We start from the raw sequence: 23122 nt of genomic DNA, 5'->3' as shown, positions 1-23122 counted from the left end.
CAGGAGCAGGAGCAGGAGCAGGAGCAGGAGCAGGAGCAGGAGCAGGAGCAGGAGCAGGAGCAGGAGCAGGAGCAGGACGAGCCTGACACCGAAACAGTCACCGATGCAATACTTTCAGAACAGATCGATATTAACTGGTCCGATACCCTGCCCACTGGCACACAGGAGCCCGGAAATGAATCATCGGCTGAGGCTGCCGGAACCCCTGAAAGTTCGCCGCGTGAGGAGGCTAAAAATGGTTCTGTACAGCATAAGCATGAAACAATCGTCTTTTACCCACCCACCAAAACACAACAGAAAACCTGGCTGTGGCTGTCACTGTCGCTGCTGGCTGTCGTTTTGCTGGCGGCACAGTCCCTGTATTTTTCCGCCGATATGATTGGCGCGGATCCGAATCACCGGCAATGGATAACCCGTTACTGCGGGGTAGTCGGCTGCAAGCTGTCACCCCGACAGGATTTGAACAAAATCAGCAGCGATAAATTGATGGTCTACAGTCACCCGAAAATACCCGATGCCCTGATCGTGGACGCCGTGCTGGTAAATGAAGCCAGCTTCGCACAACCGTTCCCGGCGCTGGTGCTCAGATTCGAAAACCTGCAGGGAGAAATCATCGCACAGCGACGTTTTCAACCTGGAGAATACCTACGTGGCGCGTTGGCCGGTATGACCAGTATGCCCGCCAGGCAACCGGTAAGGCTCAAGCTGGAACTGGCCGACCCCGGGCAGGAGGCTGTCAGCTATCTGCTATTCATTCCCAAATAATCTTTATTCCGGCGGCCAAGAGCGGGTATCATCATACCCCCGTTTTTTCCGAGCTTAGATCGAGGCAACCCAACTTGGTGAAGATTGGCCATCATGTTCTGGCATCACGAACCATTCTGGCACCGATGGCCGGCGTGACGGATTTGCCCTTTCGCCGGCTCTGTCGGACGCAGGGGGCTGGCATGGCCGTATCCGAAATGATCACTTCCGATACCCGCCTCTGGCACAGCAGAAAGAGCCAACAACGGTTGGTCCACAAAGATGAGCTCTCACCCAGATCCGTACAGATTGCCGGCAGCATTCCGTCCCTGATGGCAGAAGCGGCCCGACAAAACCTGGAACTGGGCGCCGAGATCATCGATATCAACATGGGCTGTCCTGCCAAAAAAGTCTGCAAGCGCGCCGCCGGGTCAGCGCTGCTTCAGGATGAGATGCTGGTGGCCGCTATTCTCTCCGCCGTGGTAGAGGCCGTCGACATTCCCGTCACACTGAAAATTCGCACTGGCTGGGACACCCAAAATCGCAACGCGCTCAATATTGCCAGAATTGCCCAAGATTGCGGCATTCAGGCACTCGCCGTACATGGGCGCACCCGCGCCTGTCGCTTCAACGGTCGCGCCGAATACAACACAATCGCGGGTGTGGTCCAATCAGTCGATATTCCGGTATTCGCCAACGGCGATATCCGTTCTGCAGCGGAGGCGAAAGCGGTGCTGGACGACACGGGAGCTGCCGCCGTGATGATTGGCCGCGCCGCCCAGGGCAACCCATGGCTGTTTCGTGAAATCAATCATTACCTGGAACACAACTCGCTACCGGAGCCCCCCTCCGAACAGGAATTTGTCGCACAGATCGTGGACCATATTCGCGCCATACACGCCCACTACGGGGAATATTCAGGTATCCGGATTGCCCGCAAGCACGTGGGCTGGTACGTTGAGCACCTGCCCGACGGTGATACCTTTCGCCGGTCTTTCAACCAGCTGGAAAACCACAACGAACAAATAGACCGCCTGCACGCTTTTCTGGCAGGACAGAACAATTGGGACCAAGCCGCATGAGTGCCATCGAAACATTTACTATCCAGGCCGAAGTAGGAGCCGAACCACAGGACACCTCACACCATCACAAATCGTTGCGCCTCTGTGTGGAAACCGCACTGCAGCAATATTTTTTGCATCTGGACGGACAACCGACCAATGATCTCTATCAGCTGGTGCTCACCGAGGTGGAAGAACCCCTGCTTGAAGCGGTACTCAGCTATACCCGTAACAACCAGTGCAAGGCGGCGGAAATGCTCGGCCTGAATCGCGGCACACTGCGAAAAAAACTCAAACAATACAACCTGCTATAAAAAACTGAGGATCCTACCCTATGAGCGACTTGCGTAAAGTTTCCCGTGCCCTGGTCAGCGTCTCCGACAAGACCGGCATTGTCGAGTTCGCCAGGGCACTGAGCAATCAGGGCGTCGAAATCCTCTCTACCGGCGGCACCCACCGCCTGCTCAACGAGAACGGCATTAGCGTCAGGGAAGTCTCGGATTACACCGGCTTTCCGGAAATGATGGACGGCAGGGTCAAAACCCTCCACCCCAAGGTACACGGGGGCATCCTCGGTCGCCGCGGCACCGATGACAACATCATGGGCGAACACGGCATTCTGCCCATCGATATGGTGGTGGTAAACCTCTATCCCTTCGCTGCCACGGTGGCTGACCCCAACTGTGATCTGCCAACCGCCATTGAAAATATCGATATCGGTGGCCCCACCATGGTTCGCTCCGCCGCCAAGAACCACAAGGATGTCGCCATTGTGGTCAACGCCAGTGACTACAGTGCCGTGCTGGAGGAAATGCAGGCCAACAATGGTCAGCTCAGCTACGACACCCGCTATGGACTGATGGTGAAAGCCTTTGAGCATACGGCCGCCTACGATGGCATGATCGCCAATCACTTTGGTGCCCGCCCCTTCAATTTTGAGCCGGGCGTCAACGAGAAGCGCAATTTTCCCGATACTTTCAACACCCAGTTCCTGAAAACCCAGGAAATGCGTTACGGCGAGAATCCCCACCAGAAAGCGGCTTTCTACGTGGAAGCCAAGCCGGCTGAGGCCAGTGTCGCTACCGCGAGGCAATTGCAGGGCAAGGAACTCTCCTACAACAATATTGCCGATACCGATGCTGCGCTGGAATGCGTCAAGCAATTCGACCAACCCGCCTGCGTGATCGTCAAGCACGCCAACCCCTGCGGCGTGGCCGTAGCGGTGGACCTCAAGACCGCCTATAACCTGGCCTTTGCGACCGATCCGGAATCCGCTTTCGGTGGCATCATCGCCGTCAACCGAGAGCTGGATGCTGCCACTGCTGAAGCCATCTGTGAGCGCCAGTTCGTGGAAGTCATTATCGCCCCCAGTGTCTCTGACACAGCCGTAGCACTGGTCGGCAGCAAGAAGAACGTTCGCCTGCTGGCATGCGGCCAGTGGGGCAAAACCCGCCCACAGGACTTTGACTTCAAACGGGTCAATGGCGGACTGCTGGTACAGGATCGCGATAACGGCATGGTATCCGCCGCCGATCTGAAAGTGGTCACCGACCGGAAGCCCACGGATGGTGAGCTGACGGACCTGTTGTTTGCCTGGAAAGTGGCCAAGATGGTGAAATCCAATGCCATCGTTTACGCGAGGAACAACCAGACCATCGGCGTGGGGGCAGGCCAGATGAGCCGTATCAATTCCGCGCGTATTGCCGCCATCAAGGCGGAACATGCAGGACTGGAAGTAAAGGGCGCAGTGATGGCCTCCGATGCCTTCTTCCCATTTCGGGATGGCATCGATAACGCCGCTGCGGTGGGCATCAGCTGCGTGATCCAGCCCGGCGGCTCGATCCGTGACGAAGAGGTGATCGACGCCGCCAATGAACATGGCATGGCCATGGTGTTTACCGGTATGCGGCACTTCCGTCACTGACACCCCGCCCAACGCTGACCCTGTCACGTTGATTTTGAGGCGCCTGTGCCACATCGGTACAATCGCCACCTTCATATCAGGCAAGAGACTTACCCATGAATATTCTGGTGATCGGTTCCGGCGGACGAGAACACGCACTGGCCTGGAAAGCGGCGCAGGGCCAAGGGGTTGAAAGGGTTTTCGTGGCACCGGGAAATGCCGGTACTGCGCTGGAACCGGGTGTCCGAAATGTCGCTATCGATGTCAACGACTTCGCAGCACTAGCGGATTTTGCCCAACAGAATAACGTCGTCCTGACCATTGTCGGCCCGGAACAGCCACTGGTGGATGGCATTGTGGATTTTTTCGCCAGCCGCGGCCTGCGGGCCTTTGGCCCCTCGAAAGGCGCGGCACAGCTGGAAGGTTCCAAGGCATTTACCAAGGACTTCCTGGCGCGCCACAATATCCCCACTGCGGTATACCGCAATTTTACAGAGATCGAACCGGCGCTTGCCTACCTGCGGGAGAAAGGGGCTCCCATCGTCGTCAAGGCCGATGGACTGGCGGCCGGCAAGGGGGTGATCGTCGCCACAACCCTTGAAGAAGCCGAAAATGCCGTGCACGACATGCTGGCGGGCAATGCCTTCGGCGATGCCGGTCACCGGGTGGTAATTGAAGAATTTCTGGCCGGCGAGGAAGCCAGCTTTATTGTCATGGTGGACGGGGAGCACATCCTGCCAATGGCGACGTCACAGGATCACAAGGCACGTGACGACGGTGACAAAGGGCCCAATACCGGCGGCATGGGGGCTTACTCCCCCGCGCCCGTGGTGACTCCTGACATTCACGAGCGTGTGATGACCGAAGTGATTCGCCCAACCGTGCTAGGAATGGCTTCAGAGGGCAACCGTTATACCGGTTTTCTGTATGCCGGGCTGATGATCATGCCCGATGGCACCCCCAAGGTGATCGAATACAACTGCCGTTTCGGCGATCCGGAAACGCAGCCGATCATGATGCGGTTAAAATCAGACCTGGTGGCACTCTGCAATGCGGCACTCGACAGGACACTCCACCATTGCACTGTCGATTGGGACCCGCGGGCCGCGCTGGGTATCGTATTGGCCGCAGGAGGCTACCCAAATGACTACCGCAAGGGTGATGTCATCTCAGGGCTTCCCGCTTCCGACACAGAAGACCGCAAAGTTTTTCACGCCGGAACCAGAGAAGTTGATGGACGGATTACTACCAATGGCGGTCGGGTACTGTGCGCCGTCGGCCTGGGCGACACTGTCCTTGAGGCCCAGCAGCGGGCCTACCAACTGGCAGAACAAATTTGTTGGGATGAGGTCTATTATCGACACGATATTGGCTATCGGGCGATTGCACGGGAAAAGGCTTGAAACCAAGCCGACCATCCACTATTGCTGCTGACGCTGCAGCCAGACTTCAAGCCCTTGGGCATTCAGCTCAAGATCCATTGCGAGATCCTCCTCGACCATCGCCATGTCGGCATCCGGCCAGCGCGCCTTGATCCGTGCCAGCGTGAGATCCGTTATACGCTGGCAGATGATCGACTCTCTCTCCGGCCCAGCATCCAGGCAAAGGGCCATTTCACACCAGGCGTTTATTTGCTCGCGCAATAACATGACATATCTTTCGGGTGCCTTCAGCAGGCCGTAGTGGGTAAGATATACCCGCTGCGGCTGATAACTCATGAGCAAATCCAGCGAGCTGAGCAGTCGTTCAGGTGCAAACTGCACAGGTGTGGTGGTGGGCATGATAAACCGGTCACCCCCCAGCGCCGAGGTCAGGTAGGCGAGGCCAAAAGTGTCTCCAGTAAACCAGCCGTTACTTGCTTCATCCCAAAGACAAAAGTGGTGCTCTGCATGACCCGGTGTATGACGGATCTCCAGTGTGCGTCTATCCAGACTCAATCCTAAACCGTCCTCGGCGCTGGTGATGCGCTCTTCAGGCACAGCCAAAAGCTCGCCATAAAGTTCCCGATAGGCTGACTCCCCATAAACGGCAACAACACCCTGTATCAACTTTGCGGGGTCCGCCAGATGACGGGCACCACGGGGATGAACAACCAGTTGCGCATCCGGGTAATGCTGCATTAGCAATCCGGCACCACCGGCGTGATCCAGATGCACATGGGTGGGAATCACATAGCGCACGGCTTCTGCCGTCAGCCCCAACGATGCCAACGCTTCGCTGATAGCACTCACCGTATGATTGGTACCGGTTTCTATAACTGCGACGCCACCATCCTCCACCAGCAGATAACAACAGGCTTGCCCCTGTCTCACATAGTGTGCGTCGATACAGTGGATACCGTAACCGAGATATTGCTGTTGATAACCTATCATCCATTCTCCTCGTGTGTTAGTTGATGATTTTGCTACAATCCGGTTCCCATCCAAAGTTTAGGGCAAAATAATGCGCACAAGGCGGCTCACGACTCTCGACGGACTCCTTCTTCAGGTGGACCGGGCCCTGCGCACCCTGGCGGCAGATGCACCACCACCGGTGCGGCTGTCACCGGGAAAAACAACTGTCCAAGAACACGAACTCGAAACACTGGAAAAGCAACATACGATTGGTTTGATGCGGGTCAATCATACCGGTGAAGTCTGTGCCCAGGCCCTTTATCAGGGACAGGCACTCACAGCGAAACTTACGTCGGTTCGCAGTGAAATGGAGCGGGCAGCCGACGAAGAAATTGATCATCTGGCCTGGTGTCAGGAACGACTCAAGCAGCTCGGCGGCCACACCAGTCTGCTGAATCCCCTGTGGTATGGACTGTCTTTTGGCATCGGGGCCACTGCCGGGTTAATCAGCGATAAACTCAGCCTCGGCTTTGTATCAGCCACGGAGCAGCAGGTCTGCCAACACCTCGAAAATCATCTTGAAATTCTGCCAGAAAATGACACCCGAAGCCGCGCCATTGTGGAGCAAATGCTGGAGGATGAGGGCAAACATGCGGATCTGGCGAAGGAGGCCGGGGGCCTGGAATTTCCCTCACCAGTGAAGGGGTTGATGACACTCATTTCCGGTGCCATGACCAAAACCAGCTACCGCATTTGATCAGCGAGCCCGAGCTGCCAGCCTGGCCTGCTCTTTGATGTCCTGAACAATGCCAATAATCTGTTCTTTTACCCACTGGTGCGCCGGGGACTTGATGGTTCTGGCATGCTGCACCAGGACCACCGGAACGGTATTATCGAACTCCAGCTCCGCCGGATAGGGTTTGCGCACAATACCGTAAGATTCACTCTCAATTTTCAGGTCGTGCATGGTGGCCATCATCAGGCAATCGGTATGCCAAAGTGCATCCATGGCCGTCATCAGCTGGGTGGTAACCAGCGTTTTTTGCCTTTTCAAACCGTGCTTGGCCAACTCCCGGTCGAAGCGACTCTCGGCATTGGCCGAGATGGGGCCCGTCAGTAGCAAATAATACTGAATAAACGGGTATTCAAGCATTTCCACCAGGGTCAACTTGTCTTTTTTGGCAAGAGGATGCTCAGAGCGCATCCACACAGCCGGTGTAAAACTGCCCAACGGGGTCACATGGTATTCACTGCCGTAGGGACGGGCAATTTCGATGGCGAAATCCAGATCACCATCCTCCAACGCGCGACCTTCTTCCTCGGATTCACTGGTCAACGTCAATGACATCTTTGGCGCCTCCCTGATTATTCTCTGGGTGAGGGTAGGCACCACCTGTACCGCGATGAACTCTGCTGTCATGATGCATATTTCCCCCTCATACGTCAGCGGGTCAAAGCTGCTCCTGGACACCAGTTCCGACACACCGGCCAGCAAGGTCGGCAGATGCATTGCCAATTCGTTGGTTCTGGGTGTGGGGATCAATCCCCGTCCACTGCGGATAAACAGCGGATCATCAAACAGGTCCCTGAGGCGCTGCAGGGTTTTACTCATGGCCGGCTGGGTGATGAACAGTCGTTCGGCTGCCCTCGTCACACTGCGCTCTTCCAGTAACACTTGCAAGGCTACCAGTAAATTCAAATCAACCCGGGACAAAATTTTGGTATCCACAAAAACATTCCTATAGATTATGAACAACATTATCTTAATACATTTGAGTCATATTTTCCCAATGACTATATTGAAACTGTAGCAAGCGGGGCTGAGGAGTGATCTTCACCAAGCGACCCCCCTCACTGGAAATCCGGTGTCGCCGAACCCGAAGTCTCGAGAATGTGCCGGATGAGTAACATACTCCCAGTATCGAATTATCAGGCCATTCAAGTGTAGTTCTCTTACTCCCTCTATATCTTTTCAGGCAGCGCAAGCTGCCTGTTTTTTGTGTGCAGCGCATACATAAATACAGGGAATAAAGCAGATAAATTTAATACATTTCAATCATGGTTAGGCGGGATTTATAGTTATTCCATCGTTTGATTTCTTAGGCTTTTTCAACACCAGCGTCTGCCATTCAAACAAATCGTTGATACTTTTTTGCCTCCCTCACCTCTCTTAGAATCCCTTGGGCAGCTCCGCTGCCCTTTTTTTACCCACGGGTAAGGAGCCGGTGGAGTCAGCAGGGCCGGTCAAGCAGTAGGGTGGCCCAGTTCGAGGCTTCAGGCAGAATGGATTTCGTAGCTGTGGGTTATTTCCACTCCACCTCTGGACAACATGATGGATGCGGAACAGTACTTTTCTGCGGACAGTTTCACCGCGTTACTCACCAGATTCTCCTTCAGGCCGCGACCCGTCACCACGAAGTGAATATGAATGGCGGTGAAAACTGCGGGTACATCATCCGCACGTTGCGCCGCAATTTCTGCCACACAACCTGTTACATCCTGGCGACTCTTTTTGAGAATATGCACCACATCAAACGATGAGCAACCACCCATACCACAGAGAACCATTTCCATGGGACGCGGCCCCTGATTGGTGCCACCGTGATCCGGCGGACCATCCATCACAACCTGATGCCCTGTTTCCGTTTCTGCAGTGAATTTTACATCGCCACCCCAAATCACTTTTGCTTTCATGCTGTTACTCAATCGAAAATTTGCCAAGAGGCTAACATAATTGATGTGCTGTTACTCTTAGAATCGTCTGGCCAGATACATGGATTTCACAATAAGGAGAAATGGATGATGACAAAATCCAACTTGGCCGACGAGGCGTTTGTGCCCATAATGGGTTCTCTGTTCGAAAAACATCAGCTTGAGGAGGACGCCAAGTTGGCACCCGCACCCATTACACCCCACATGCCAAATGCGGAAGCATTCCTCGCCCACTGCCACCGAAGAAAATACCCGGCTAAAAGCACCATTATCTATGCAGGCGATGAAGGCGATACCCTCTCCTATATCATCAAGGGCTCAGTCACTGTGCTGATTGAAGACGACGATGGTCGGGAGATGATTGTGGCATACCTGAATGAGGGTGATTTTTTTGGTGAAATGGGGCTATTCAAGCAGCCGGATCGCAGTGCCTGGATTCGCGCCAAAACGGAATGTGAAGTCGGTGAAATCAGTTACGGCAAGTTTCAGGAGCTGTCCAACCAGTATCCCGAGTTTCTCTTTGCCATCGGCGTACAAATGGCCAAACGCCTTCGTGATACCACCCGGAAAGTAGGTGATCTGGCGTTTCTTGACGTCACTGGCCGAGTCGCGCGAACACTACTGGATCTTTGCAAAGAACCCGATGCGATGACCCACCCCAATGGAATGCAGATCAAAATTACTCGCCAGGAAATCGGCAGGATTGTGGGTTGCTCCCGGGAAATGGTTGGCCGGGTGCTGAAAACCCTTGAGGATCAGGGGCTGGTATCGGTGAAAGGCAAAACCATGATCTTATTCGGTACCCGCTAGGACCGTCAACCATTAAACCTAAGCCGGGAGTCCTCTAAGACAACCGGTGATATCCAATATCGGGCAAAAGAACATATCGCGCAACACCGGAAACAACTCCGCCTTCATCTGCCCAGCTGGCTCGCCCTAATTAAACATTTCCAGTAATTTCAGGCCCGGCTCCTCGGCGCGCATAAACGTCTCACCAACCAGAAAGGTATTGACGTTATGCCCCCGCATAGCGGCGACGTCATCTATAGTGAGAATTCCACTTTCCGTGATCACAATACGATCCTCGGGGATTTTTTCCAGCAGCCGAAAAGTGGTCTCGAGGGTTGTCTCAAATGTTTTCAGATCGCGGTTATTGATACCGATCATGGGATTTTCAATCAACAGGCCCCGATCGAGCTCCGCTTCATTGTGCACTTCAACCAGCACATCCATGCCCAGTCCCACGGCAATATCGTGAAGCTCCTCCAGCAGGGGCTGCTCAAGTGCGGCCACAATCAACAGAATACAATCGGCACCCAGCACGTAGGATTCGTAGACCTGGTATGGATCAATAACGAAGTCCTTGCGCAGTACGGGCAACCGGGTGGCTTCCCGGGCCATCTTTAAATACTCGTCAGCACCGAGAAAAAAGGCTTCTTCCGTGAGCACCGACAGGCAGGCTGCTCCGCCTTTTTCATAACTTCGTGCAATACTCACCGGATCAAAATCTTCCCTGATAAGCCCCTTGCTGGGGGATGCTTTTTTTACTTCGGCAATCACCGCCGCAAGCCCCTGGTCAAGCTTGTGCTGCAAGGCAGCGGAAAAACCGCGAACTTCACGCGGCTCCCGGCATTGCTCCCTGAGCTGATCCATTGAAGCCTTTACCTTTCGACGGTTGACTGATTCAATTTTGTGATCGAGGATTTTTTTCAACACAGTCGGTGTATCCAGAGCAGTATTCATCATCTATCCAGCGCCTTGAGACAGCGAGTGAAGGCTGCCAGGTCGCCCATTTTGGCTTTTGCGAGGCCGCTGCCGAGCGCATCCTGGGCCAGGCTGACGCCTTCCGCCAGATCCTCAGCAACCCCCGCTGCATAGAGTGCAGCACCGGCATTCAATGCCACCATGTCCGAGGCTGCGCCCCCTTTCTCAGAAAGAGCAGACCTGACCTTATCCAGGCTATCCCTGGCATCACTCACCTTCAGACTGTCCAGCGAGCCACGCTGAAAACCGAAATCCTCCGGCCGAATCATATATTCGACAATTTCGCCATCTTTCAACTCGCCCACCAGCGTGTCGGCGGCAATACTGATTTCATCGAGCCCGTCTGTGGCATGCACCACCAGTACATGCCCGGCACCCAGTTCGCGCATCACCTCAGCCACCGGTTTCAGCCAGTGGCGGTCATAGACACCCAGCAACATATTCGGCACCCCGGCCGGATTGGTCAGGGGTCCAAGCAGGTTGAATACGGTCCTCACGCCAAGCTCGCGCCTGGGACCAATGGCATATTTCATGGCACTGTGATGGTTCACCGCAAACATGAAACCGATACCGACCTCTTCAACACAGAGCGCCACTTCTTCGGGCGAAAGGTCCAGTTGCACTCCCGCACATTCCAACAGATCGGCACTGCCGCTTTTGCTGCTCACTGAGCGGTTGCCATGCTTGGCTACCCTTGCACCCGCCGCCGCCGCCACAAAGCTGCTCGCTGTAGAGACATTGAAGATACCGGCACTGTCGCCGCCGGTGCCGACAATATCGACCAGATGATCACCGGTTATCACAACCGGAGTTGCCAGCTCACGCATCACCTGTGCAGCACCGGTGATTTCCGCAACAGATTCTCCTTTCATGCGCAATCCCACCAGAAAGCCACCGATCTGGGCCGCCGTAGCGCCACCGGTCATAATCTGCTGCATCACCAGCCGCATCTCGCTGGCATCGAGGTCCCGACGCTCAAGGACTCTGGCTATCGCTTGCTGTATGTGCATTTTTTATCCGCCCCGGAGAAAGTTGCGCAACAGGTCATGACCGTGCTCGGTGAGAATGGATTCCGGGTGGAACTGCACCCCCTCAATATCATAATCGCGGTGACGCAAGCCCATAATTTCATCGACCTGACCGTCCTCGGTTCGGGTCCAGGCTGTAATTTCAAAACAATCCGGCAGCGTCTCGCGCTCCACTATCAGAGAGTGGTAACGGGTGGCCTCGAAGGGATTGGACAAGCCGCGAAACACCCCGACATCCGCATGATAAATCGATGAGGTTTTACCGTGCATTACCTGTCGGGCACGCACCACCCTGGCACCAAACGCCTGGCCGATACTCTGGTGCCCCAGACAGATACCCAGCATGGGAATTTTTCCAGCAAAGGTTTTCACCAGCGCCACAGAAATACCGGCCTCGTTGGGAGTGCATGGGCCCGGCGAAATCACGATTTTTTCCGGTGCCATGGCCTCTATCTCGGCAATGGTGATCTCATCATTGCGAAAGACCTGCACATCGGCTTTCAGCTCACCGAGGTACTGGACCACGTTGTAGGTAAAGGAGTCGTAGTTATCGATCATCAGTATCACGGCAGCACTCCTCAGATGACCAGATCAGCGGCGCGAAAAATGGCGCGGGCCTTGTTCATGGTTTCCTTCCACTCCAGTGCCGGCACCGAGTCCGCCACAATGCCGGCACCGGCCTGCACATACAGCTTGCCATCCTTGATTACTGCCGTGCGAATCGCAATGGCGGTGTCCATATTGCCATTCCAACCGATATAACCCACCGCGCCGCCATACACACCGCGCTTGACCGGTTCCAGTTCGTCGATGATTTCCATGGCGCGAATTTTCGGTGCACCGCTCAGGGTTCCCGCAGGTAGCGTAGCCCGAAGCACATCAATAGCCGTGGTACCCGGAATGACCTGTGCGGTGACATTGGAGATGATGTGCATGACATGGGAGTAACGCTCCACCGACATTTTTTCCGTCAGTTTGACCGTCCCCGTCTGTGCCACACGACCCACGTCATTGCGGCCGAGGTCAATCAGCATCAGATGTTCGGCAATCTCCTTGGGGTCAGCGAGCATATCCGCCTCCAGCGCACGGTCTTCCTCCGGCGTGTGGCCGCGGCGCCGGGTGCCGGCAATCGGTCGCACGGTCACCTCGCCATCCTCGAGTCGCGCCAGAATTTCCGGCGAGGAACCGGCAATCTGAAAGTCATCCATGTCCAGATAATAGAGGTAGGGCGAGGGGTTCAGACAGCGCAATGCGCGATAAAGGTTGAGCGGCTCCGCGTCGAAATCCATGGAAAGGCGCTGGGAGGGAACCACCTGCATCACATCACCGGCCAGCACATAATCCTTGATTTTGTCGACCGCCTGCTTGAAGTTCTGCTCACCGAAACTCGAGACAAACGCCGACTCCTGCAGACCGCTGCCCTGCATTTTTAGAGGGGGCAGTTCCAGCAGGGGTTTGGCCAGTTTGGTTTCGAGCTCATCCAGGCGGGCCTGGGCGAGGTTCCAGGCATTCGGTTCTGAGGCATCTTCATGTACCACCAGAATCAACTTGCCCAGCAGGTTGTCGAAAATCACCACTTCGTCGGACACCATCAGCAGAATATCGGGTGTTCCCAACGCATCCGGGGGCACGCATTGCTTTAGCCTTGGCTCTATGTAACGAACGGTGTCATAGCCGAAATAGCCCACCAGTCCTCCGGTAAAGCGCGGCAGTTGCGGCAGTTCCGGCATCCGGTAACTGCTCTGGAATTCCTCGATTTCCCGTAGGGGATCTTCCGTGGTTCGCGAGACCAGCTGCTCACCATCGCGCTCGATGGTCAATTGATCGCCGTAAACTTTCAGAATGGTGGTGGCGGGCATACCGATCAGCGAATAGCGCCCCCATTTTTCACCACCCTGAACGGATTCAAACAGATAGGAATAGGGGCCTCGAGCCAGTTTAAGGTAACAGGACAGGGGAGTTTCGAGATCGGCCAGCACCTCGCGGGTCACCGGAATGCGGTTGTAGTTCTGCTCGGCCAGCGCGGCAAATTCTGTCGGGGTCATGGTCATTCCCTTGCGTCATTGGACGCAGATGTATCAGACAACAGGCGGTTGGGATGCCGCCCTTCAGGCAGCGGGTTTCAGCAACTGCGCCATCGCCAGCTGAGGTGTGCAGAAGAACTACAAGATTGGCCGCTACCGGATACCACAGATCCCTCCAACAGTCAGAGGGCGCATTCTAATGGATTCACCAGAACCTGCAAAGTCATCGACCATTCAACGCAATACAGACCGCATGGCCGCAATGGCAGCGACGTAGCTATCGGCACCGAAAATAGCCGAACCGGCGACAAATGTATCGGCACCGGCATCGGCAATCGCGCGGATATTGTCGACCGTCACACCACCGTCAATTTCCAGCCGGATATCGCAACCACTGGTGTCAATCAGCGCTCTCGCCTCACGCAATTTACCGAGTGTCGCGGGAATAAATTTCTGTCCTCCAAAACCCGGATTGACCGACATCAGCAGAAGTATATCGACCTTGTCCAGTACATACCTGACCTGCTCGAGACTGGTGGCCGGGTTGAGCACCAACCCGGCTTTGCAGCCGGCATCGCGAATTAACTGCAGCGAACGATCCACATGTCTTGACGCCTCCGGGTGAAAGGTAATCCAGCTGGCACCGGCCTCGGCAAAGTCGCCGATCAGCTGATCCACTGGCTCCACCATCAGATGCACATCGATTGGTGCATCGATCCCGTAGCTGCGCAACGCCTTGCAAACCATGGGGCCAATGGTCAAATTCGGCACATAGTGGTTGTCCATCACGTCGAAATGGACAACATCGGCGCCCGCTGCGAGAACCGCGTCCACCTCCTCCCCCAGTCGGGCAAAATCAGCCGAGAGAATGGAGGGCGCTATCAGATAGTCTGTCATGGTAAGGCCTGTGTGCTGATCAATGGCGGCTTACTATGCCGCACAACAGACCTAGTCGCAATCTGATACACAGTGACTCCTGATACACGGCGACTGCAGGATTCTGCCAGCGACAACCGTGCACTACTTTCCGGGCGGCGACTCGGGCATGTCACAGCCCTTGATACAGCAGCGGCCGGGCTGTCTTGAAGGACGCTGCCCCTCGTCGAGCACGCCGCGATCCAGCAATCGCTCCACCAGACTCTGCTTTTCATAGACGGGGTAGTTGCGCCAGATCTCGCGCTTCATGGCCTCGGGTGAGCCGCCGCCGTGCAGCGAGATCACCGAGTACCAGCCACCCTGATGCGAAGCCGTCAGATCCTCGATAAACCGGGCCACTTCGAAGCGCTGTGCCGCCGGAATATCCGGTCGACCACCCAGTACAGCGGCCAGTGATGCGGCGGTTTCAGGATTGTGATCTTCATCGGGGCCGGGCAGGGAGACGATCAACCCGCCGGACACATAATGCGCCAGTTTGTGCATGTCATAAATCTTGGTGGCCAGCAACAGCTTGCCGATATTGGCAAAAACCGGGTCCGGCATCGCCACGCCGGCAGGGTCCTGCACGCAGTAAACCGAAGCGGCCACACCACAGGCAAAAAAGCTTTCGGTGATGGTGATCAGCTCCACCATGGCATCCCGAATATGACCGTGGCGATCCGGATCCAGACCGTTGGCCTCGGTGATCAGCGCGCCGGCACCGATCAATAAATCACCAAAACCGGCCCGGGCACCAATACAGGAATGACGGTGGTGGGTGGCATAACTGGTGGTCAAAAAACCACCCTCCTCGTATTCACCCGCCAGAAACACCCGCTCGTGGGGCACGAAGACCTTGTCGAAAATGACCACGCCGGTTGACTGGCCATATTTGGCCGAGAATTTTGCCGCGCTCTCGCCGGGCCGACCTGCGGGCCGGGCTACGATGGTAATCCCCGGCGCGTCGACCGGCACAGCACAGGCCACAGCAAAGTCGGCATCTTCTTCCGTGTGAGTGCGACAGGGCATCACCAGAAACTCATGCATGTAGGGTCCGCCGGTAACAATCGCTTTGGTGCCACTGATGACAATCCCGTCCACCCGGCGCTCCACGATATGCACATAGGTATCCGGATTTTCCTGCTGGCCAGGTCGCCGGGACCGGTCGCCCTTGGCATCGGTCATGGCCACGCCCAGGGTGAGATCCTGTTGCTGAACTTCATGCAGGTAAGCGAGAAAACGCGAGTGGTAATCGGTGCCGTGATTGGCATCCGTCAGGTGGGTTGACTGAAACAGCGCATTCAGACCGTCCTGGGACAGATAGCGCTGGGCACAACCGGATTCAGCACACACCAACCTGACCGCCTCCAGTTTGCTCAGCAGATCGGTGGCAGTTTCATTGATATGCAACATGCGGTTGACCTGCTTACCGGAGGTGCTCTGGGTCGCGGTCATCAATGCTGCATGGCGAAGATTGCAGGCAAAGTCATAGGTCACGCCTACCGCCGCAATACCCGGGGCCAACAGTGGCTCATCCGCCACACTGTCCACCTGCCTGCCATTGATAAATACCCTCGGTTGATAGCGCCGCAGGGATTCACGATACTCAGCCGCTGTCATCAGCATGGAATAATCTCTCAAGTGGTTCTTTGCAGACATAATCTAACACTGTTAAAATTTTTATGTCAAACCAAGCTGAGTCTGTCCGCCATGCCAACTTCGCCGACCAAGCAACCCATCACGAAACCTCGCCCCATCGCCAAAAGCAGGCGCTCCCCGGTCAGCCGCGAACTGAAACGGGACAGCATTCTGCTCGCGGCCCGCCGGGTGTTCGAGACGGAAGGCCTCGAGGGGGCGAGTTTGCGCGCTATCGCCAAACAGGCCGGATACACTCCCGCCGCCCTGTACTTCCACTTCGACTCCAAAGAGGTGGTCTATGCGGAACTGCTGAGCCAGTCATTAGGGCGGCTGAAGGCCGAAATCGAGTCCGCCATCCAGCAGGCCGACAACCCCGCTCTGCAATTCAAGGCCTCCGCCATGGCGTTTTTTAATTACTATCGAAATAATCCCGGCGACCTCGATCTGGGTTTTTACCTGTTCCGCGGCGGTATGAAGCCCAAGGGACTCGGCCGGGCGAGGGATATCGAACTCAATCAACAGCTGCAATCCGGCCTGCAACCCATGGCGGATGCCGCACTGGCCATGAATGCCAGTGCAGCCCGTGCCAGCGAAATAACGGCCAGCGTATTCGCCTACGCCACGGGCCTGCTGTTGCTGGCACATACCGGCCGTATCAGGATTTTCAATGCCAGCGCCGAGCAGATGATGGCCAGTTTTTCCGACACACTGGCCAGCCGGATTTGTGGAGAAACCGCATGCTGACAATTGACCCGACGCAATCCCTGCTGCTGGTCATTGATATGCAGGCCCGACTGTTACCGGCCATCAATCAGGGCGAACAGGTCGTCCGCAACCTCGAACGACTCATTCAATCGGCCAGAACCCTGGGTATACCCGTCGTTTACACCGAACAGTATCCCCGGGGCCTTGGTGCCACAACGCCAACATTGGCCGCCCGTGAGGGGGAGACGGTTCTGGAAAAGATGACCTTTAATGCAGTTAAAACCGGACAACTGCTGGCACTGGCTGGCAGCCGTCAGCAGTGGGTGATCGGTGGCTGTGAAAGCCATGTCTGCGTCCTGCAAACCGTGCTTGGGCTCAGGGAGGCGGGCAAAAAAGTCTACCTGGTGAGCGATGCGGTCGGCTCCCGAAAACCGCATGATCGCGAGGCTGCCATTGCCAGAATGGCCCACCACGGCACTGAAATCGTCACCGCCGAAATGGTAATTTTTGAATGGCTGGGAAGCGCTGAACACCCCCGGTTTCGCGACCTGCTGCAACCGCTGAAATAATCAAAGAAAACCGGCCCGGTAATACCAGCGCCAAAGTCCCGTACTTTTTTGGCGTGGCGGGTGAAATTCACCCGCAAATATGCCACAGTCGAGTTTCGCTAACCCCAGCCCGAACACCCATGAACACACACAGTTTTCGTCTGATCATATCCTGCCCGGACCGGGTTGGCCTCGTGGCCGCAGTGAGCTCATTCCTCGCCAGCGAGGGCGGCCTGCTGACCGAAGCCAACTACTACCGGGACCCCGATAGCAACTGGTTCTTTATGCGCCAGGTGATTGCCGCAGATTCCCTACCCTATGGCGCGGAGGAACTCACTGCCCGCTTCGCTCCCCTAGCGCAGCAATACAATATGCAGTGGCGGTTGACGGATACCAGTAAAGCAAAGCGGGTGGTATTGATGGCCAGCACCCAGGCTCACTGCCTGTCTGACCTTTTGTACCGCTGGCGCAGCGGTGAAATGCAGTTTGATGTTCCCTGTGTGATCTCCAACCACGACGAGCTGCGTAGTTATGTGAGCTGGCACAATATTCCCTACCACCACATTCCGGTGGATCAGCGTGACAGGGCTGCGCACTTTGCAGACGTGGCAACGCAAATTGCCCAGAGCAGGGCGGATGTCATCGTACTGGCCCGCTACATGCAAATCCTGCCGACGGAAATTTGTGCCAACTACCCGGGACAGATCATCAACATCCACCACAGCTTTCTGCCGGCCTTTGTCGGGGCGAAGCCCTACCACCAGGCGGCAGAAAGAGGCGTGAAGCTGATTGGCGCCACCTGCCACTATGTGACCAGTGACCTGGACGCCGGACCGATCATTGAGCAGGATGTGGTTCGCATCAGTCATCACGACAGCGTTCCGGATCTGGTGCGCAAGGGCAAGGATGTGGAAAAAAATGTACTGGCCAAAGGCCTGCGTTATCACCTCGAGGATCGCGTGTTATTGCACGGCAACAAAACCATCGTTTTTGAATAGCCCGGTTTACGCTATCAGCGACCGTTTTTTCCCGACATCCAGAACTTCTGCATCTCGATGTACATGAAGGATGCGGTCCAGCCGATCAGGATAAGGCCGATAAGGGCTTCCAGTACCGCCAGAAAACGAATATGACCGAATGGTTCGATGTCGCCATAACCGAGCGACGTGTAGTTGCTGAAAGAGAAATACACACAATCCAGCAGCGAACCGTCAAAGTTGCCGCCCAAAGCACTGCCCCCCGATTGCAGCAGCAGGTAGTAGGCCGAGGCAAAAACCCATATCTCCGCCACGTGGGCAACAAATGCCACAAAAATTGCCACCAGGACCCGCAACCGTGGCCGGATATCCAGTCTTGGCAGAAGCGTCGCGAGGCGCGACAACACTTCATAGTGAATCAGCACAGCCAGGGCAACCACCACCGAGTTGAAGCCAAAGACACCAGCAAGCTCTGTCAACCCTAACTCCCCACGATGACAAACCGATATGCCCGGTAGTTGAACAGCACCATTGCCATCATCAATACCACCGTAATAAACCACTCGTTGCCCCGCAAACCGATATGGGACCAGAGGTAGTGGCGCAGAAACTCCCACTGGGTTACCAGTCGCTCGCCACGCCGCTCGCGCAACCAGGCCTCCAGCCTGGTTAGCGGGCAACGCCAGCCCACCAGCATAATCGAGATGCCATACAGTGCCCCGACCAGGTGCCACCAGAGTAACACGGGCCACTGAAAGACCAGCAAACCGCCGGCGATCACAAACAGCACAAAACCGAAATGTACTATTGCCACAAACACAATCAGAAAAGGGTAAGCCATGGAACTAATGTAACGCCAATAACCGGGTTTTGCATCTACCCCAACGGCGCCGCACATCATTAGAGTTATTGCATTCGCCAACCGTTGCCGTAACACTTGCCGGAGTTATTGTTCAGGCACACTTATGACGTATTCCGACCTGCGAGAATTTATTCAGTTTCTGGAGCAACGCGGCGAGCTCAAACGTATCTCCGTGGAAATCGACCCCTATCTGGAAATGACCGAAATCTGTGACCGAACCCTGCGCGCCGGTGGTCCGGCGCTATTGTTCGAAAACCCCAGGGGCTTTGATATCCCGGTATTGGGCAACCTGTTTGGCACACCGGAACGGGTCGCGATGGGTATGGGCCAGGAGAGTGTCACCGCCCTGCGCGAGGTGGGCGAACTGCTGGCCTTTCTGCGGGAACCGGAACCGCCAAAAGGCGTTCGGGATCTTTGGGAGAAACGCCATAAATTCAAACCCATTCTGAATATGCCCGCCAAGGTGGTAAAAAATGCACCCTGTCAGGAAGTGATTATTGAAGGCACCGAAGTAGATCTAGGTAAACTGCCCATCCAGACCTGCTGGCCCGGCGACGCAGGCCCGCTGATCACCTGGCCCCTGGTGATTACCCAGGGACCGGAAAAAGAACGCCAGAATCTGGGTATCTACCGGCAACAGGTGATCGGCAAAAACAAGCTGATCATGCGCTGGCTGTCCCATCGCGGCGGGGCACTGGATTTCCGCGACTGGCAACTGGCACACCCGGGCGAACCCTTCCCGATAGCTGTCGCGCTGGGCGCAGACCCGGCCACCATTCTGGGGGCCGTCACCCCAGTGCCTGACACCCTCTCTGAGTACGCCTTCGCCGGGCTATTGCGCGGCGAGAAAACCCGGGTGGTCAAATGCCTGGGCAGCGACCTTCAGGTGCCCGCCAGTGCGGAATTCATTCTCGAGGGTTATCTCTACCCCGATGAAATGGCCGATGAGGGACCTTTTGGCGACCACACCGGTTACTACAACGAGGTGGACCGGTTTCCGGTATTCACCGTGGAGCGCATCACCCATCGTCACAACCCCATCTACCACAGCACCTACACCGGCAGACCACCGGATGAACCCGCGATTCTGGGCGTGGCACTGAACGAGGTGTTTGTACCCATCCTGAAAAAACAGTTCCCGGAAATAGTCGACTTTTATCTGCCACCCGAGGGTTGCTCCTACCGGATGGCCGTGGTCACCATGAAGAAACAATACCCCGGCCATGCCAAGCGGGTAATGATGGGAGTATGGTCATTTTTGCGGCAATTCATGTACACCAAATTTGTGGTGGTCACCGATGACGATATCAATGCCAGGGACTGGCAGGATGTGATCTGGGCCATGACGACCCGCATGGATCCGCGACGGGATACGGTGATTGTCGACAACACCCCTATCGACTATCTGGATTTTGCGTCACCGGTCTCCGGCCTCGGCTCAAAAATCGGCTTTGACGCCACCAACAAATTCCCCGGCGAGACTAACCGCGAATGGGGCCGCCCTATTGCGATGAATCCCGAGGTCAAGAACAGAATCGACGATATCTGGGCATCTCTGGGGATCGAAAAAGACTGATCCCGGGCTGAGCGCCGGAAGAGACGACAGTAGGGCGCCTCTTCCAATCACTCAGGCACCTGTTTACTTGTGGGCAATGGATTTGTCGGTAAACAGATAGTCTTTCAGTTCGTGATCAAACGCGGGATCCTGGCGGCGAATCCACTCCAGCACCATCGCGGCGTGTTCTTTCTCCTCATCGCGGTTGTGGGCAAGAATGGCTTTCAGCTCGGGATCCTTGCAGGCATCCACTCGCTGGTTGTACCAGTCAACGGCCTCCAGCTCCTCCATCAGTGAGGTGATGGCACGGTGCATATCCCGGGTTTTGTCGGACAATTCATTAATGGGTTCGTGGTAACCTTCATTGGCCATATTGGCATCTCCTGTGTATGTCTGATTAAACGATTTCTGTGATTAATCCGTTTGGCCGACTATCAATCTAGCGACTGCCAGCGACGAAATCAAATAGCGGGGGCAGTTTCCAGCAAGCCCTGCTCTGCACCACACTGTCACCATAATACGTCCGATCAGCTCAGGCGTTGCTTGAAATCTTCATAACCAAATTGGCGGATCATCTGCAACTGATCGGTTTCCGGATTCCACAGGGCAATCGAGGGCAAATTGATGCCATTGAATGTCGTCGTTTTGACCATGGTGTAATGGCTCATATCATCAAAGACCAGTCGCTGCCCCACTTCGAGAGGTGACGCAAAGCTGTAATCGCCGATCACATCCCCCGCCAGACAGGTCATGCCACCAAGCCGGTAGGTGTGGGACAATTCGCTGGGCAACCCGGCACCGTTGACGGTCGGACGGTAGGGCATCTCCAGAATATCTGGCATATGACAGGTGGCCGAGGTATCGAGAATTGCCTGTGGCATATCGTTCCAGCTCAAATCCAACACCTCGGTGACCAGCACCCCGGTGTGAATCGCGACCGCTTCGCCGGGCTCGAGAAATACCTGCACCTTGTAGCGGGCGCTGAAATCCCTGATCAGCTCGATCAACTCATCCACCTGATAACCCGGCTCGGTAATGTGATGGCCACCGCCAAAATTGACCCACTCTATCTGTGGCAACAGGTGTCCGAATTTCTCCTCCACCGCCAGCAGAGTCCGCTTCAGGGGTTCCACATCCTGTTCACAGAGGGTATGAAAATGCAGCCCGGTAATACTCTCCAGGGATTGCCCCTCGAATTGCGACAGGGGAATACCCAGCCGGGAGCAGGGGGCACAGGGATCATAGATGGGCACATCGCCCTCGGAGTGCTGGGGGTTGATACGCAGACCAAAGCGCAAACCCGGGCGGGCTTTTCTGGCTTCCTGCAACAGTGGCTGGAAACGCTGCCATTGACCGAATGAGTTGAACACTATATGGTCAGCCAGCTTGAGGATTTCCCGTAGATCCTGTTCGGTGTAGGCCGCCGAAAACACATGCACTTCGCCACCGTACTCCTCTCGCCCAAGCTTCGCCTCATGCAACCCACTGGCGCAGGTGCCGGACAGGTATCTGGCCACCAGCGGTGCCAATCGCCAAAGGGAAAATGCTTTCAGGGCCGCCAGTACCTTCGCGCCACTTTCTTCCTGTACCCGATGCAGAATTTTAAGATTCCGCTCCACCGCCACTTCATCCACCACAAAACAGGGTGAAGGCACTCGGCCGGGATCAAAGGTTTCCAGCGCGTTTTTTGCAGCCTCTGTCATTGCTTTATCACCTATCAAAACTGAAACTCCTGCAGCCGACAAAAACGGCTAACCGGCTTTAACCACCGGACACCACCACTCCGGCACTACACCAAAACGCGCCATTATACGCCTTTCAAAAGCTGGATAACCGCACAGGTACTGCTAAACTGTGGTTCGGTGATAACGCAATGTGCCGCGGCTGGCTTGCGTTTCGCTTTTAACGGACAAACGCACATTGAGAAGATATTTCATCATGGATGCAACTGAACCGCGAGTGGGTGATCAACGCAGAGGGCCCGCCCTACGACAACCCCAGCTATCAGTCGTTCTGTCAGTCAATGGATTGGCTACACCGCCGCCGTGGCAGTACTGTACTTCACCGCGGCCAAAGCATCACTGCTTCTTCAACTCTCCACAGGGCCTGCATCCCCTCTCTGGCTTCCGGCCGGGCTGGCAGTTGCCGTGTTATTGATCGGCGGACAGCGCTTCTGGCCCGGCCTATTGCTGGGGGCTTTCCTGTCAGACCCGATGCTGGCACCCACTGCTGCCGGGGTAACGCTACAGGCGCTGCTCGGCGCAACCCTGGCAAGGCCCTACCTCGACCGGCAGACATTATCGGTTGTATCCGGTCGCGAGTGGCATTTTTTATTGTCGGCAGGTCCACTAGC

At 55.7% G+C, this 23122-nt stretch carries 24 protein-coding genes and 1 pseudogene; 12 read left to right on the top strand and 13 right to left on the bottom strand.

Going from position 1 to position 23122, the window contains the following annotated elements:
* The 5 genes from ACTF5G_RS01035 to purD form a co-directional block, all read left to right on the top strand.
* Nucleotides 1-765, top strand: a 765-nt coding sequence (locus ACTF5G_RS01035) for a DUF3426 domain-containing protein (RefSeq protein ID WP_438950959.1), incomplete at its 5' end; no start/stop codon positions are given.
* Between the two features lie 74 nt (nt 766-839).
* Nucleotides 840-1826 carry a tRNA dihydrouridine synthase DusB gene (gene dusB, locus ACTF5G_RS01030; protein WP_438950958.1) on the top strand — a complete coding sequence of 329 codons (987 nt, stop codon included), beginning with the start codon at nt 840-842 and terminating at the stop codon, nt 1824-1826.
* A complete protein-coding gene (gene fis / locus ACTF5G_RS01025; RefSeq protein WP_438950957.1) occupies nt 1823-2119 on the top strand; it encodes a DNA-binding transcriptional regulator Fis in 297 nt (98 codons plus the stop codon). The genes dusB and fis overlap by 4 nt, the downstream gene beginning before the upstream one ends.
* Before the next feature lie 20 nt (nt 2120-2139).
* The gene (purH, locus tag ACTF5G_RS01020; protein ID WP_438950956.1) at nt 2140-3729 is read left to right on the top strand and encodes a bifunctional phosphoribosylaminoimidazolecarboxamide formyltransferase/IMP cyclohydrolase; all 1590 of its coding nucleotides are present in this window, start codon (nt 2140-2142) and stop codon (nt 3727-3729) included.
* Nucleotides 3730-3824: 95 nt separating this feature from the next.
* Nucleotides 3825-5111: a phosphoribosylamine--glycine ligase gene (purD, locus tag ACTF5G_RS01015; RefSeq protein WP_438950955.1), complete on the top strand. Its 1287-nt coding sequence runs from the start codon at nt 3825-3827 to the stop codon at nt 5109-5111.
* A gap of 18 nt (nt 5112-5129) precedes the next feature.
* Here the strand turns inward: purD and ACTF5G_RS01010 are convergent, their stop codons facing one another.
* Nucleotides 5130-6080 (bottom strand): MBL fold metallo-hydrolase, encoded by a 951-nt coding sequence (locus ACTF5G_RS01010; RefSeq protein ID WP_438950954.1) that lies wholly within the window; start codon nt 6078-6080, stop codon nt 5130-5132.
* A gap of 70 nt (nt 6081-6150) precedes the next feature.
* Between ACTF5G_RS01010 and coq7 the strand changes: the two genes are divergently transcribed.
* Complete coding sequence (gene coq7 / locus ACTF5G_RS01005) at nt 6151-6798, top strand: 2-polyprenyl-3-methyl-6-methoxy-1,4-benzoquinone monooxygenase (RefSeq protein ID WP_438950953.1); 648 nt, start codon at nt 6151-6153, stop codon at nt 6796-6798.
* On the opposite strand, the gene ACTF5G_RS01000 is transcribed toward coq7, so the two are convergent.
* Complete coding sequence (locus ACTF5G_RS01000; RefSeq protein WP_438950952.1) at nt 6799-7770, bottom strand: LysR substrate-binding domain-containing protein; 972 nt, start codon at nt 7768-7770, stop codon at nt 6799-6801. It lies immediately after the preceding gene.
* Nucleotides 7771-8315: 545 nt separating this feature from the next.
* Complete coding sequence (locus ACTF5G_RS00995) at nt 8316-8735, bottom strand: OsmC family protein (protein WP_438950951.1); 420 nt, start codon at nt 8733-8735, stop codon at nt 8316-8318.
* Nucleotides 8736-8957: 222 nt separating this feature from the next.
* On the opposite strand from ACTF5G_RS00995, the gene crp reads away from it, so the two are divergent.
* A complete protein-coding gene (crp, locus tag ACTF5G_RS00990; RefSeq protein ID WP_438951005.1) occupies nt 8958-9563 on the top strand; it encodes a cAMP-activated global transcriptional regulator CRP in 606 nt (201 codons plus the stop codon).
* Between the two features lie 126 nt (nt 9564-9689).
* On the opposite strand, the gene trpC is transcribed toward crp, so the two are convergent.
* The 6 genes from trpC to ACTF5G_RS00960 all read right to left on the bottom strand — a co-directional run bounded on the left by trpC (nt 9690) and on the right by ACTF5G_RS00960 (nt 16143).
* The gene (trpC, locus tag ACTF5G_RS00985; RefSeq protein ID WP_438950950.1) at nt 9690-10499 is read right to left on the bottom strand and encodes an indole-3-glycerol phosphate synthase TrpC; all 810 of its coding nucleotides are present in this window, start codon (nt 10497-10499) and stop codon (nt 9690-9692) included.
* A complete protein-coding gene (trpD, locus tag ACTF5G_RS00980; protein ID WP_438950949.1) occupies nt 10496-11527 on the bottom strand; it encodes an anthranilate phosphoribosyltransferase in 1032 nt (343 codons plus the stop codon). Before trpD ends, trpC begins: the two co-directional genes overlap by 4 nt.
* Before the next feature lie 3 nt (nt 11528-11530).
* Entirely contained in the window at nt 11531-12112 is a 582-nt protein-coding gene (locus tag ACTF5G_RS00975) for an anthranilate synthase component II (RefSeq protein ID WP_438950948.1), read from the bottom strand.
* Nucleotides 12113-12123: 11 nt separating this feature from the next.
* Nucleotides 12124-13590, bottom strand: a complete 1467-nt coding sequence (gene trpE, locus ACTF5G_RS00970; RefSeq protein ID WP_438950947.1) for an anthranilate synthase component I — start codon at nt 13588-13590, stop codon at nt 12124-12126.
* Between the two features lie 213 nt (nt 13591-13803).
* Entirely contained in the window at nt 13804-14466 is a 663-nt protein-coding gene (gene rpe / locus ACTF5G_RS00965; RefSeq protein WP_438950946.1) for a ribulose-phosphate 3-epimerase, read from the bottom strand.
* A 123-nt stretch (nt 14467-14589) separates the two neighbouring features.
* Nucleotides 14590-16143, bottom strand: a complete 1554-nt coding sequence (locus ACTF5G_RS00960; RefSeq protein WP_438950945.1) for a 4-hydroxyphenylacetate 3-hydroxylase family protein — start codon at nt 16141-16143, stop codon at nt 14590-14592.
* Between the two features lie 51 nt (nt 16144-16194).
* On the opposite strand from ACTF5G_RS00960, the gene ACTF5G_RS00955 reads away from it, so the two are divergent.
* The 3 genes from ACTF5G_RS00955 to purU all read left to right on the top strand — a co-directional run bounded on the left by ACTF5G_RS00955 (nt 16195) and on the right by purU (nt 18373).
* Nucleotides 16195-16866: a TetR/AcrR family transcriptional regulator gene (locus ACTF5G_RS00955; protein WP_438950944.1), complete on the top strand. Its 672-nt coding sequence runs from the start codon at nt 16195-16197 to the stop codon at nt 16864-16866.
* Nucleotides 16860-17396: an isochorismatase family protein gene (locus ACTF5G_RS00950; protein WP_438950943.1), complete on the top strand. Its 537-nt coding sequence runs from the start codon at nt 16860-16862 to the stop codon at nt 17394-17396. Before ACTF5G_RS00955 ends, ACTF5G_RS00950 begins: the two co-directional genes overlap by 7 nt.
* 119 nt (nt 17397-17515) lie before the next feature.
* A complete protein-coding gene (gene purU, locus ACTF5G_RS00945; RefSeq protein WP_438950942.1) occupies nt 17516-18373 on the top strand; it encodes a formyltetrahydrofolate deformylase in 858 nt (285 codons plus the stop codon).
* A 14-nt stretch (nt 18374-18387) separates the two neighbouring features.
* Here purU and ACTF5G_RS00940 read toward each other — a convergent pair whose 3' ends face one another.
* Both ACTF5G_RS00940 and ACTF5G_RS00935 read right to left on the bottom strand, forming a co-directional pair.
* The gene (locus ACTF5G_RS00940; RefSeq protein WP_438950941.1) at nt 18388-18831 is read right to left on the bottom strand and encodes a potassium channel family protein; all 444 of its coding nucleotides are present in this window, start codon (nt 18829-18831) and stop codon (nt 18388-18390) included.
* A gap of 2 nt (nt 18832-18833) precedes the next feature.
* Nucleotides 18834-19193, bottom strand: coding sequence for a DUF2784 domain-containing protein (locus ACTF5G_RS00935; RefSeq protein ID WP_438950940.1), 360 nt, complete (start codon nt 19191-19193; stop codon nt 18834-18836).
* A gap of 124 nt (nt 19194-19317) precedes the next feature.
* On the opposite strand from ACTF5G_RS00935, the gene ubiD reads away from it, so the two are divergent.
* Nucleotides 19318-20790 (top strand): 4-hydroxy-3-polyprenylbenzoate decarboxylase, encoded by a 1473-nt coding sequence (gene ubiD / locus ACTF5G_RS00930; protein ID WP_438950939.1) that lies wholly within the window; start codon nt 19318-19320, stop codon nt 20788-20790.
* 63 nt (nt 20791-20853) lie between these two features.
* Here ubiD and ACTF5G_RS00925 read toward each other — a convergent pair whose 3' ends face one another.
* Nucleotides 20854-21141, bottom strand: a complete 288-nt coding sequence (locus tag ACTF5G_RS00925; protein ID WP_438950938.1) for an encapsulin-associated ferritin-like protein — start codon at nt 21139-21141, stop codon at nt 20854-20856.
* Between the two features lie 155 nt (nt 21142-21296).
* A complete protein-coding gene (nspC, locus tag ACTF5G_RS00920; protein ID WP_438950937.1) occupies nt 21297-22472 on the bottom strand; it encodes a carboxynorspermidine decarboxylase in 1176 nt (391 codons plus the stop codon).
* 342 nt (nt 22473-22814) lie between these two features.
* Here nspC and ACTF5G_RS00915 point away from each other — a divergent pair.
* A pseudogene (locus tag ACTF5G_RS00915) lies at nt 22815-23111 on the top strand (MASE1 domain-containing protein); the annotation flags it as partial.
* Nucleotides 23112-23122 lie beyond the last annotated feature (11 nt).

The organism is Porticoccus sp. (genome assembly GCF_965660005.1).
GTDB lineage: Bacteria > Pseudomonadota > Gammaproteobacteria > Pseudomonadales > Porticoccaceae > Porticoccus.
This window is presented reverse-complemented; position numbering and strand designations above follow the sequence as displayed.